Below are 11,774 nucleotides of genomic sequence, written 5' to 3'. Positions count from 1 at the left end.
CCGTACACTTGCCAATCTTTTCGTTTTTAATCATTTGAATTTCGGTAGCTCTATCACGTGCTCCATCAGAATGAACTGATTGAAATCCGGGGGCAAACATTGCTTCCACCGCTGGTCAGTTGCAGGCGGTAATTTCAGCTAATAACTGACGATAGAGGCGCTCGCCTTCTGTAGCAATATTAATTTCCATAGTCTCATTACCTTAAGGTAAATTATTAATCATGATGAATAATAACTATAAACTAAAAAATAAATTATTTCTTACGCCAATATGATTTCTTGCGCAAGACTAATTCAGTATTGAGACAAACTCTGTAGGTTGCATTCGTAGTTTTTGTGGCATCGACCGATCCGGTGTGCCAATATTGATAAAACATAAAGGATCTTCATCCACACTAAGGCCAAATAAATCACGAATAGGCTGCATATACATCGACTTACCACTCGTTGGACTGGCTCCAAAGCCCATTGCATGTGCCATTAGAAAGATATTTTGAATAGCACATCCAGCAGAAATAATGCGTTCACTTAAGGGCACTGAATGGTCCGAGCCCCTTGGTATTGACTTAAAAATTGTTTATGAAACTACGCAAGTTCACACCTTATTAGGTTTAGTCGAAGCAGGGCTAGGTGTAACCGTTTTACCGTCAATGCTTTGTCCTGGCCCAAGCAATACTGCATTAGCAGTGCGCCCCATTCAAAACCCACTAGTCTCTCGGCGTTTAGGCATTGTTTTCCCCGAAGGGAAAGAGCCCTCGCCAGCAGCCCAATTATTGGCTGAGGTCGTACGCCAAACAGTAGGCTCTGAGACAATGATCAAACCCTGTGGAGTTCATAGCATCTGCTTATAAAGCTATGCAGTAGTTCAATTACTCTTTCTTCAGGTTTGCCGCTTGCACAACTGGACGCAAACTCACTAACTCTTTCGCAATAAATGCAGTCGCTTTTATCCCAGTAATATTATTAATTGGCTGAATCGAAAGGGTAGTCAATTTTTCAATCAGGGCTGGCTCAGAAAGTACCTTCGTACTTGCATTGATTAATTTATTAGTAATTTCAGGCGAAAGCCCATGCGGTGCAGAGACAATATTCCATAAAGCCGCTTGAAAATCTTTCAGGCCTGTAACCTCACTCACTGTTGGCACATCGGGCAATAAAGCCGAGCGCTTAGAAGTTGCAATAGCGACAATTCTTAGCTTTCCTGCTCGATGTTGATTAATTACAGAACCCAATGTATCGACTGTCATATTAATTTGGCTGCCCATCAATGCTGGTATTGATTGCGCGCTTCCTCTGAATGGAATATGTTGAATTTGTAGGCCGCCCAATTCATATTTCAATCTCTCCCCAACGATATGTAGATAGGTTCCCTCGCCTGCAGAGCCATATTGCAATTTACCTGGATTCAGTTTTGCAAATTCTAGTAGCTCTTTGAAGGTACCAGTAGTGGTGGGGCTTACAGCAAAAACAATGGGGGCATCACCAACCACAGCAATTTCAACAAAATCTTTGATCGAATCATATTGCGGCTTAGGATTGATCAGGCTATAAAGAACATGCGTAGAGGCAGTGCCGAATAATAGGGTATAGCCATCAGGATTGCTGTTTTTTACTTCAAGCGAACCAATGGCACCACTAGCACCACTTTTGTTATCAACCACTACTGATACCCCAAGCTGAACCCCTAGCGATTGGGCATATAACCTTGCAAACTGGTCGGTTGGTCCACCAGCTGGAAATGGAACAACCAAACGGATTGGCTTAGTAGGGTAGGTATTTTGTGCTTGTGAAGTACCAGATAAAAAATTTGTACTAAACAAAAATAAACTCATTATTGAAAAAAATATTTTGCTTAAGTTCATCTTGCTTCTCAATTAAAGTTGACTACTATTCCAGTCGGGTGACGGCTCGGCTGGTTCAGCGAGTAGCGTAGATAATTTAATCGCTTCAATTGCGCAATACTCGTCTTTATCTGAGGTATCGCCACTAATGCCAACAGCCCCTATGGCTATTCTCTGCTGATTTAAGATCAGTACACCCCCTGGAACTGGAATAAACCGCCCACCCGCCGCGCCTCCTAAAGCATTTAGAAAAACGGGGCGATTCGCTAAGCGATCTCTAATTTGGCGAGTTGACATGCCCATGCCAAGAGCTGCCCAAGCTTTACCAAGCGCAATATCGAAGCGCATGATACCGCAGCCATTTTCACGTTTAAATGCCACAAGTTGCCCTCCCGAATCCAGGACAGCAATCGCCTGCGGCAAAATTCCATTAGCTGCACGTATTTTAATTGCTGCATTAATAATGCTATCCGCTATTTCCAAGTCTAGGCTTGAATAAATTGAAATCAGTTTTTCTTCCATAATGGTTCTTTATAAAGGATTATTAAGCTGCGTTACTAAGACCAACTGTAATGCCACCACAAACATAGAGTACTTGTCCGGTAATAAAGCTAGCGCGGTCATCCAAAAATAGTGCAACAGCGTGCGCAACATCTTCTGGCTCACCCATTCTCTTCACTGGAATATTGGCAATAATTTTTTTTGTTTTAGGATGGTCAGGATGATTACCCAAAGTAAATAATTCAGTAGCTATAGGCCCTGGTCCAATGGCATTTACCGTAATACCAAAGTGGGCCATTTCAAGCGCCCAGGTGCGCGTCATTCCGAGCAGGCCAGCTTTGCTAGCAGCATAAGCCGTGCGCTCTTCTTTGCCTAGTGCCGCTCTACTAGCAATGTTAATAATTCGCCCAAATTGAGCAGTGCGCATCGCCGGCATCAGACTTTGAGCCAATAGCATCGGTGCCTTCAGATTTAAGTCCATCACGGCATTAAAATCATCAAGACTAACATCCTCAAGGGCGCCGGGACGAATAATACCGGCGTTATTTACTAAGCGTAATATGCTGGTGGTCTTCAGCAAGTCTGCAATTAACCCCTGAGTTGCTTTGGCGTCAGTTAAGTCGACTCGATGAAATGTTTCGCTAGCAAGTAATTCTTTCGGGGGTACTTGATCTAAATTAATAACGCTATAGCCATCCTCAATTACTCTACGTGCAATAGCTCTGCCGATGCCGCCGCTTCCACCCGAGATGAGGATATTTTTAGTCTTGCTCATTTCATGCTAAATAGGTTATAGATAAGAATAAATTGATATACCGTACATACCACTAGAATAGTGTGAAAATTAAGTATTCTTTAATTTTAATAGATTACAGCTAAATTGACTCAAATTTACCATCTGCAACCTAAAAACAATATACTTTCACTGGCTTAGGCGATAAGTTATCTTTCGCAGTAAAAATATAGGGCGACATCCTTGAAATATATTTTCTTCAGTATCGGCGCATTTCTAATCAGTACCTCTTCCATGGCACAACTTCAAGTAATTATTTCTGGTGGATTTAGTGGCCCATACCAGCAAATGCTACCGCAATTTGAAAAAATGACGGGGATTACAGTCAAAACTCTATCTGGAGCATCCCAAGGTACAGGACCAAAAACAATCAAAGCACAACTTGAGAGTGGCGCCACTGTAGATGTGGTGATACTGTCCCGCGAAGGGCTTGCAGAATTAGTTGCTTTAGGTAGAATTATTCCCGGCTCAGATGTCGACTTGGCTCTTGCGCCCTTAGGTGCGGCAGTTCCATTAGGCGCCTCAAGGCCGGATATCAGTACTGTTGCCGCCTTCAAACAAGCATTATTGAACGCTAACTCTATTGTTGTCCCTGGCAGTACAAGCGGTATTTATCTCACAAAAGAACTTTTTCCGAAGCTGGGAATTACCAAACAAATCTCAGTAAAAATTACTGAACGCGGTAGCCAAGCAACCTCGCTATTAGCCGCAAGAGAAGCTGCTATAGCTATTCAACCAAGCAGCGAACTTGTCAATGTCACAGGCATTGATTTTATTGGGCGCTTGCCAGAAGAAATTCAGCTTTTACAGATATTTGCTATTGCCATCACGCAAGGTTCTACACAGGTTGAATCGGCGAAAAAATTAATTCAATTTTTGACCTCTCCCGAGGCTTCAGTTCCCATTCAAAATAGCGGTATGGATTTAATTAAACGGTAATGATCATTTTAATATAAATTATTTGACTACAGCACTACAAGCAAAAGGAAGCTAAATGATTGTCGAAGAGCGAATCTATACATTACATCACGGCAAAGTTGCCGAGTATCTTAAGCTTTATGAAGATGAAGGTCGGTCAATACAATTAAATATTTTGGGTTGTAATGTGGGTTATTACACTGTAGATACTGGCCCGCAAAATACGGTAATTCACCTCTGGGCATACCAAGACGCCGCAGATCGAGAAAAAAGACGGGGCGTTTTGGCGCTTGACCCTCATTGGCAGGCTTATCTGCCTAAAATTAGGCCACTGATGCTGGTACAAGAAACCCGAATTTTAAAACCAGCACCCTTTTTTGCGCAGTGGCTTGAGCAGCAATTAAAAGCTACAAAATGAATTACGAATTACGACTTTATCTTGATCAGCTAACTGCAAAGTCAGCATCGATCGAATTGAACTCAACCTATGCTCGAGCCATATATATAGTTGAGGGAAGTATAGCCATCAAAAATGGCGTCTCTACAAGGCTCACTCTATCGCAGAATAGCGCCCTTTCTATTCCAGAATCATTTTCCTTGGGTGGTGGAAGTGCTGACGCAATCATGTTGCGCTGGGAACTGGTTAATGAAGTTGATAATTCTAATAAAATTCAAGCGTCACAAAGTACTCTACTCTTAGCGGCCAAGATGGCGTTAGGTGATTTAAGTCAGTACATTATTCGCTGTGATAGAGTCGATTTTCCTCCTGAAGGCGAGGCGCTGACTCATCGACATCTGGGTGGGGGTATTCGCTGTTTACTATTTGGTTCTATCCAAATTCATACCCTCGGCAATATCCATACTCATCAACCCTTGAGCGCCTGGTTTGAGGCTGGCCCTGATGCAGTTTATGCTGCCACCGATAAGACCTTAGCCTCAGCGTTTGCAAGGGTCATGATTTTGCCGAGAGGGTTAATTGGTGGAAAAACATCCATTGAATATGTGAATTCTGAAGATATGAATAAACCCAAGAGTCAGCGTTACCAGATTTTTATTGACGAATTAATACAACATTAAACTCTAAAGGAAAAGCATATGCGGAAAATAATCATTGCTCTTTTTTTTGCAAATTTGTTCACGGGGTGTGCGAGCAATTTCAGTAAAGATGGCGGGATGGATGATGACTTCAGAAATCAGATACCGAATGCAGGCAGTAACTCTCTTAGCTCTTATTAAATTTGGTATTTGCAGTGCACTAGTATGTCTGTAGTGCAAAGTAATCTTGCCATCTTGGCCGAAAAGATTCTGCTTCAGCCTGACTCACTTTTGCCGCATTGAGTGCTAGCTGTAAAACAATCCTCGCCTTTGGGGGTGATAGGCTTCCAGCAGCAATGCAGCCCTCAGGATCTTGTGCGGGTATGTTGGGCCGAACGATACCAGCGCCAGTTCTGGTGGCTCGAACGATCGCAACCCCTGCGGCAATTGCTTGATTAACCGAGTCTTGCCATGCCTTATTAAACCCACCCTGACCTGTTCCTGCAAGAACTAATCCTTTTACCCCAGCATTAATACACAATTGAACAAGGTCGGCGCGTGCGCCTGCATGGCTTGTCAAAATCTCAACCCAAGGCCACTCCTGAACTTGGGGGATAGGTAAATCGTCTACTAATACTGCTTGTGCTGCTCTTACTGTGGATAGCCATGAAGGATTAATTAACGAGACGGAACTAGAGGGCGAGTCTAGCAAGGGTGCAGCTAGGGCACTACTATGTCGTTTTGCTAAATCACGTGCCATACAGACCTTACCTGCAAAGACTGCGAATACACCCCCTGGACAGTTATCAATCGCCGTGTATGCCCATTGAATTGCGTTGAGTAAATTTTCTGGTCCATCTGCACCAGCCGCATTCGACGGCAACATCGCCCCTGTAAGGACAACCCGCTTTCCCAGCTTTTCAGCATACTTGCCACAAGTAGCTTGTAAAAATATACCGCTTTCTTCGATTGTATCTGTGCCATGCGTAATAACTATGCCTATTAGCGTAGAACTTGCTAGCGCCTTTTTAACCTGCTCACCTAATTCCGTTAACAAGGATTCACTTAAATTACTACTGTTAATATTTGCAATCTGCCTAGAAATAATACGAAGACCTTGAGGGAACATTTGCTCAATTTTTGTTAACAAATCACCAATTTCAATTTGACCCGCCTCATAAGCCAACGGATTTACTTCTGGGCTTGGTGCTAGCCCAGCAATCGTCCCTCCCATTCCTAAAACTAAAATATGGGGAGATTGTTCGGCATTTAAAGGCTTAGTGTTCATATGCCATTATCAAAAAAATTGCACATAAAAACGCCCCCTTGGTTAGACTTGAGGTCCGACTGTTGGGGGCTCTAGGTCAAGAGTAACCTTAAGGGCTTACTGTATGCCAGATATTGTTTACTCCATCACCTGTTTTATCGCCAGGATTTTTATCTTTGGCAAAAAAGTATAAAGGCTTCCCTTTGTAGGCCAGCTGCTTTTGTCCATCACTACGAGTAATAACGGAGAAATCTCCTGAAACTTTAATGCCCGACTCAACGTATACAGGCGGCCAGTTATCAGCGCAAGTGGCTACGCATTCAGATTTACCTGAATTAGCCTGATCTTTATCAAAAGTATAGATAGTTTTGCCATAACTACTAGTCAAGATGCCGTTATTGATTTTAATAAAATCTGCTGATGGGGTTTTAACATCTGGCATCCCTGAGCAAGCAGCCAAAAGAAGACCAGTAACTACGGCAGCTACTACTTTAAATTGATAACTCATTTTTAATCCTTAATTAAAAAAACTGGAGATTAGGTACCTGGGCCAACTAAGGTAACTTCAATACGGCGGTTTTGTGCACGACCATCGGCGGTATCATTTGGCGCCATAGGGCTAGCTTCACCCATACCTTGCGCAGAAATTAAACCAGGGCTAACGCCTTTTTTGATGAGGTAATCAACCACATTGTCGGCACGTCTTGAAGAGAGATCAAGATTTGTTTCTATGCCTTCTTTTTTGAGGCCTGCCCCAATTGGCACATTATCGGTATATCCCCGTACAACAACTTTCGTATTTTTAAAACCCGATAAGGTTGGTGCCATTTTGGCTAACACTGCATCAGCCTTACTATTCAAACGATATCCGCCTTCTGGAAAGAGGATTTTATCTTTAATGGTGATGCGTAATTCACCTTGTAACTTACGAATTTCCACTTCATCGCCTTGAAACGCCTGCTGTAATTGACTATAAGCCCCGTCAAGCTGGTTATAACTTTGTTGAGTTACACAGCCAGCCAATAATCCAAGGCTTGCTGTACAAATTAAAAGTAAATACTTTTGAAGTAAATTCATACCATTCTTTCTTTGTTGATGACTCAAATAAAGTCAATTGATTCTTTATAACTGTCTTTTTGAGTATAGCAAATGCGCAAGTCACATTTGCAGTATCTTGGCTAAGATTATGAAATCAAGCTATTTACAGTTTGCCATATCGACAATTTTATGTTGAGTTGCCTTCTTAGCCATTGCCTCAAGGCGGCTACGAATGTTATTTTTTATAAAATAAGCAATTACAAAAGATGGCACTACTGAATCTAGCTCAACTAAGCTATCGTATTTGAAGACTGTTTTAGCTTTCTCAGATACAAGTCTCCACGTGCCTTTATAGAATTTAGCATCGCCACTAATTTGTTCGAAACTAATTAATTGATATGGGGTCTCGGTATATTCAACCAAGGATTTCAGCTCAACCTGAAAAAAAAGAATCTCTTCCTCTATCGCCCTGTATACGCGAACTTTATTGGCAGTTCGTGAAATGATCTGCGCATCAACAATACCAGGAATATTTTTTGAGGCTTCATAGTCGGTAAGGAATGTGTAAGCACTACACATATTAACTGGTACTGCATAAGTAGCGCTGATTTGCAAGCGTCCTCCTAAGGAGGTAACTGTCACTTTTACATCATAAGGATTAGTGCTGTCTTGAGCATGACTCGATATTAAAAAAAAAGTTGCTGCGAAGAAACTAAATAATTTTAAGTGCATTAACTTCAAGTTAAATATCTCGTACCTCAACACCCTTCCAAAAAGCAATATATCCTGCGATATTATTAGCCGCCGCCTTTGGCTCAGCATAATACCAAGCAGCATCTTTATTGACTTGGCCATTTGCCTCAATATCATAATAACTAGCAGTACCTTTCCAAGAGCAAACTGTTTTTTTATCTGATTTCTTAAAAAATTCCATATTTAATGCCGTAGATGGGAAGTAATAATTACCCTCCACCACAATAGTCTGATTTGAATCTGCCAAGATTGTCTTATTCCAAATTGCTTTCATCACTTACCTTTTTTATTGAGGATAAATCGAATTACTATTGCTGGTTGAATTTGCCTATCTTGGTCTGTTTAGCCGCTTCCCAAGGACTATCTATTAATTTTCAAATTCACCAGCCACAATGCACTTGGTCCAAATAATTTAGAAATTTGATGTCTATTTCTAGCAAAAAACCGATAGGCTACCTTTAGGCTGGGCTGAAGTGTTTTTCTGGAGAATAACCAAGCTAAAAAAGATAAGCGTGCCCGGCAATAAGCCTCGGGGAAAACAGCAACTCCATGAATGATTGACCCATCTTCATATTGAGCGTACATTGCTGCCAATGCTTGTTCGCACGTAACGCCAATACTAAGAGGATCATATCGAGTGGAATGAATATCAATAAAATTTAAGAGGCCTGCTTCATTTCGGCTGGATAAAAAACGAATTTCTGCCTGACATAAGGGGCATTTACCATCATAAAATAAGGTAAGTGTTTGCAATTTTTTTGACATTCAGTAAGTGTAAGACCAATTTACTAAAGCTGCTTGCAGGCATATCATGCTTAATTTTTAGAAGATAAATCAATACCCTCAATAGGACGCCATGGGATTACTGCCTAAACCATTCCGCGCTTTAGTCATTGGCTCATCTGGAACTATCGGCTCTGCTTTTATGAGGCTGCTTGAAAATAATCCTGCTTGTGTAAAGGTGGAGGGCATCAGCCGTCACTCTATTTACCCTATTGACTATCGTCTACCAGAAACGATTGAATCTTCTGCCCACAGTCTTGCTGCCCTAGGGCCATTTCAGCTCATTATTAATACAATTGGCTTATTACATTCTGAAAAATGGATGCCTGAAAAGAAATTGGCTGACTTGAATCATGCTCAATTAAATGAGCTAATGAATATTAATGCCATTGGCCCAGCATTAACCATCAAAAACTTCTCAAAACTGTTGGATCCACAAAATAGCGTAATGGCTACCCTCTCGGCTAAAGTTGGCAGTATTGAAGATAATCGGCTTGGGGGCTGGTATAGCTATCGTGCTTCTAAAGCAGCATTAAATATGTTGATTAAAACAGCGGCCATTGAACTCAAAAGAACAAAGCCAAATATTGCTTTAATCGCCTTACATCCTGGTACTGTCAATTCCAATCTATCGAAACCATTTCGTGGCCAAGAAATTGGCAGGAATGCAGATGATGCCGTCAAGGATATGTTTCATGTCTTAGAAAGCGCTACCAAAGAAGACTCTGGCAGCTTTCTTTCTTATTCAGGAGAAAGGCTACCCTGGTGAATAGTAAAGCAAGATGGAAATTCAAGCCTGCTAAATCTTTTTTTTACTGCTGTGCTTTATTGGCTTTAAAGGCAACCGCTGCGCCTGGTGCAAGGACAATATAGGCACGTTTCCATGGTGCAGAGCCGACTAATTTCCAAGAATGCCCAGTGCCAGTTGAATCTTCGGCCAACAAGATATCACCTGGATTAATGGTGAAGCGCTCATTATTGCGCGTGACAAAATCTAAAGTGCCGGTTAAGGTAATGACAATCTGCCTTACAGGGTCATTATGCCAATCATATTTACCCCCCTCGCTTGTTTCTTGAAATGAAATCGTTTGAGCTGTAAATGCTGATGAAAGTACATCACCGCGATTATTTTTTAAATTCAAATCAATCACGCCCTCTTCAAAATACGAGTTATTGTCTGCGCCTGTCCATAAACGGATACATCGAATCACGTTAGTTCCTCCAGAGAATTTTCATATGCTACCCCAAGCCACGCCTTAATTGTAATGAAACTGGCAATTGAACCCGAGCATACTGTCATAGGTTTATTTAATTAAACTCGTAGGAATATTTGCAACATAGCCATTCAATGCAATCGGACCCGGTAAATAGGTTCCTAAAAGATTATTTTGGTAAACAGTATTGGCATATTGGGTTGTTGCTCCAGGAAAGACTGCTTGGACCCATGTTGGGGTAGTTGTAAATCCAGCCGTTTTTAAGGGTCCTAAAATGGTTCTAGTCATGCTGACCAAAGCACATGAAACGGCACCGCCTGAGGTTACTTGACCAAACCCAGCCAAATAATATCCGCCGTTGCCATTAGTCGTAATACCTTCAAAATGGGTCAAAGCTGAAGCCTGGTTATTGTAGGTATACGTTGTTGTATTAGTTATAACCCCCGTACTTGAATCGTAATCAAGAATATAGGCCTGCTCTTTGGTGGATATATCGGTATAACCACCAACAATGGTGTAACTGTTACCACCATTGTGCCAAACACCATAAGCGGTCACCGCATTGTTGGCATCAGTTACTACTTTAAGATCGGTAAATTGGCCAGTACTAATTTGGTAAATAAAAGCCCGCAATTTGCCGAGCGGCGTCTCATATCCCCCAACCACCAGATCATTCATAACACTATGTGGAATGGTTTGACGAGCGCTCGGATAATTCAGCGTGACATATCCAGAAGTCGGATTATTCGTGACAGACCCAGTATAAATAAAGCCCTGTTGATTGGCATTTTGAGTAGTGGTATAGCTACCAACTAAGTTCACTGCACCATTTGCAAGATTGTCAACACTATATGAATTAGTACTGCTAATAGTAGCTCCAGTAGAAGAGGGAAAGGGCATCGTATAGTATGTGCCGCCTCCAGTAAGGGGACCTTTATAGAGCTGGGCTATATATGTTGTCCCTACTATGGTTGCTCCAGTAATGTAAACATCAGTGGAATTATCAACACCACGAATACCAGTCAAGCTCATATAATTTGCTGCAGTAGCTATGGGGTTATTCAGAGTAGTGTAAGTAATAGCTGTTGAAGAACTACTAGTCCCGTCGCCGCCACAGGCTGCTAATACACTAGCGATAACAATGCTAATTAAAAAAATACTTCGTTGCATTGCTGATGTCATGAAAACTCCATATAAAGGGTCGGCGATAAGTTAATAAAATATTTAGTAATGATTTATCCATTATTACATATATGTCAAAATTTATGAAAATTAGTTTAGCCGGCGCTGAAAATCTATAATAAAAGGTGTACAGTTATCGTTTAAATAAACAATTAACTCAAGTGACTAAATTTTTACTTTCTTTACAGATTCTAGTTTCTACGCTTTACTACTTAAGCGCGCCTTTCAATTTAACTTTTTTTATCTATCTTTTCTGGTCTATCAATTTCTGTTCAGTAATCTATTTGTTGATCAATGCAAATAAACTCCATGCTCCCTTGTTACAAACCCTAAAAAAGGCACGCTTAATTTTTACAGCTTCAGTTGTGTTTTTAGAATTAGCGATTAATTTAAACTCGAACTCTTATGCGGCAGATAATTTTCACGGGCTGGTAAGTGATGCAGAGGTC

At 41.3% G+C, this 11,774-nt stretch carries 17 protein-coding genes; 5 read left to right on the top strand and 12 right to left on the bottom strand.

Going from position 1 to position 11,774, the window contains the following annotated elements:
* Nucleotides 1-289: 289 nt before the first annotated feature.
* Nucleotides 290-538, bottom strand: a complete 249-nt coding sequence (locus LZG75_RS08325; protein ID WP_370635225.1) for a nitroreductase family protein — start codon at nucleotides 536-538, stop codon at nucleotides 290-292.
* Here LZG75_RS08325 and LZG75_RS08320 point away from each other — a divergent pair.
* Complete coding sequence (locus tag LZG75_RS08320; protein ID WP_233925338.1) at nucleotides 519-851, top strand: LysR substrate-binding domain-containing protein; 333 nt, start codon at nucleotides 519-521, stop codon at nucleotides 849-851. The genes LZG75_RS08325 and LZG75_RS08320 overlap by 20 nt on opposite strands.
* 18 nt (nucleotides 852-869) lie before the next feature.
* Here LZG75_RS08320 and LZG75_RS08315 read toward each other — a convergent pair whose 3' ends face one another.
* The 3 genes from LZG75_RS08315 to LZG75_RS08305 are packed head-to-tail and all read right to left on the bottom strand — an operon-like array spanning nucleotide 870 to nucleotide 3,117.
* On the bottom strand, nucleotides 870-1,862 hold the full coding sequence (locus LZG75_RS08315; protein ID WP_233937222.1) for a tripartite tricarboxylate transporter substrate binding protein: 993 nt from the start codon (nucleotides 1,860-1,862) through the stop codon (nucleotides 870-872).
* Between the two features lie 12 nt (nucleotides 1,863-1,874).
* Entirely contained in the window at nucleotides 1,875-2,363 is a 489-nt protein-coding gene (locus LZG75_RS08310; protein WP_233925335.1) for a heme-binding protein, read from the bottom strand.
* A 22-nt stretch (nucleotides 2,364-2,385) separates the two neighbouring features.
* Nucleotides 2,386-3,117: an SDR family oxidoreductase gene (locus LZG75_RS08305; RefSeq protein ID WP_233925334.1), complete on the bottom strand. Its 732-nt coding sequence runs from the start codon at nucleotides 3,115-3,117 to the stop codon at nucleotides 2,386-2,388.
* A gap of 252 nt (nucleotides 3,118-3,369) precedes the next feature.
* On the opposite strand from LZG75_RS08305, the gene LZG75_RS08300 reads away from it, so the two are divergent.
* The 3 genes from LZG75_RS08300 to LZG75_RS08290 are packed head-to-tail and all read left to right on the top strand — an operon-like array spanning nucleotide 3,370 to nucleotide 5,130.
* Nucleotides 3,370-4,074, top strand: coding sequence for a substrate-binding domain-containing protein (locus LZG75_RS08300; RefSeq protein WP_233937221.1), 705 nt, complete (start codon nucleotides 3,370-3,372; stop codon nucleotides 4,072-4,074).
* A 55-nt stretch (nucleotides 4,075-4,129) separates the two neighbouring features.
* Nucleotides 4,130-4,471 (top strand): NIPSNAP family protein, encoded by a 342-nt coding sequence (locus tag LZG75_RS08295; RefSeq protein WP_233925333.1) that lies wholly within the window; start codon nucleotides 4,130-4,132, stop codon nucleotides 4,469-4,471.
* A complete protein-coding gene (locus LZG75_RS08290; RefSeq protein WP_233925332.1) occupies nucleotides 4,468-5,130 on the top strand; it encodes a hypothetical protein in 663 nt (220 codons plus the stop codon). Before LZG75_RS08295 ends, LZG75_RS08290 begins: the two co-directional genes overlap by 4 nt.
* A gap of 178 nt (nucleotides 5,131-5,308) precedes the next feature.
* Here the strand turns inward: LZG75_RS08290 and LZG75_RS08285 are convergent, their stop codons facing one another.
* From LZG75_RS08285 to LZG75_RS08260, 6 genes are all read right to left on the bottom strand, one after another.
* Nucleotides 5,309-6,376 carry an asparaginase gene (locus LZG75_RS08285; RefSeq protein WP_233937220.1) on the bottom strand — a complete coding sequence of 356 codons (1,068 nt, stop codon included), beginning with the start codon at nucleotides 6,374-6,376 and terminating at the stop codon, nucleotides 5,309-5,311.
* A gap of 88 nt (nucleotides 6,377-6,464) precedes the next feature.
* Nucleotides 6,465-6,863, bottom strand: a complete 399-nt coding sequence (locus tag LZG75_RS08280; protein WP_233925330.1) for a hypothetical protein — start codon at nucleotides 6,861-6,863, stop codon at nucleotides 6,465-6,467.
* Nucleotides 6,864-6,892: 29 nt separating this feature from the next.
* The gene (locus tag LZG75_RS08275; RefSeq protein ID WP_233925329.1) at nucleotides 6,893-7,432 is read right to left on the bottom strand and encodes an OmpA family protein; all 540 of its coding nucleotides are present in this window, start codon (nucleotides 7,430-7,432) and stop codon (nucleotides 6,893-6,895) included.
* Between the two features lie 120 nt (nucleotides 7,433-7,552).
* The gene (locus LZG75_RS08270) at nucleotides 7,553-8,125 is read right to left on the bottom strand and encodes an SRPBCC family protein (RefSeq protein WP_233937382.1); all 573 of its coding nucleotides are present in this window, start codon (nucleotides 8,123-8,125) and stop codon (nucleotides 7,553-7,555) included.
* A 10-nt stretch (nucleotides 8,126-8,135) separates the two neighbouring features.
* On the bottom strand, nucleotides 8,136-8,420 hold the full coding sequence (locus LZG75_RS08265) for a DUF427 domain-containing protein (RefSeq protein WP_233925328.1): 285 nt from the start codon (nucleotides 8,418-8,420) through the stop codon (nucleotides 8,136-8,138).
* A gap of 86 nt (nucleotides 8,421-8,506) precedes the next feature.
* The gene (locus tag LZG75_RS08260) at nucleotides 8,507-8,911 is read right to left on the bottom strand and encodes a thiol-disulfide oxidoreductase DCC family protein (protein ID WP_233925327.1); all 405 of its coding nucleotides are present in this window, start codon (nucleotides 8,909-8,911) and stop codon (nucleotides 8,507-8,509) included.
* A 91-nt stretch (nucleotides 8,912-9,002) separates the two neighbouring features.
* On the opposite strand from LZG75_RS08260, the gene LZG75_RS08255 reads away from it, so the two are divergent.
* Nucleotides 9,003-9,698, top strand: coding sequence for an SDR family NAD(P)-dependent oxidoreductase (locus LZG75_RS08255; RefSeq protein WP_233937219.1), 696 nt, complete (start codon nucleotides 9,003-9,005; stop codon nucleotides 9,696-9,698).
* Nucleotides 9,699-9,741: 43 nt separating this feature from the next.
* On the opposite strand, the gene LZG75_RS08250 is transcribed toward LZG75_RS08255, so the two are convergent.
* Nucleotides 9,742-10,140 (bottom strand): hypothetical protein, encoded by a 399-nt coding sequence (locus tag LZG75_RS08250; protein ID WP_233937218.1) that lies wholly within the window; start codon nucleotides 10,138-10,140, stop codon nucleotides 9,742-9,744.
* Between the two features lie 93 nt (nucleotides 10,141-10,233).
* Nucleotides 10,234-11,325 (bottom strand): hypothetical protein, encoded by a 1,092-nt coding sequence (locus LZG75_RS08245; protein WP_233937217.1) that lies wholly within the window; start codon nucleotides 11,323-11,325, stop codon nucleotides 10,234-10,236.
* Nucleotides 11,326-11,774 lie beyond the last annotated feature (449 nt).

The sequence above is a fragment of the Polynucleobacter sp. IMCC30063 genome, from assembly GCF_021395235.1.
Lineage (GTDB): Bacteria > Pseudomonadota > Gammaproteobacteria > Burkholderiales > Burkholderiaceae > Polynucleobacter.
This window is presented reverse-complemented; position numbering and strand designations above follow the sequence as displayed.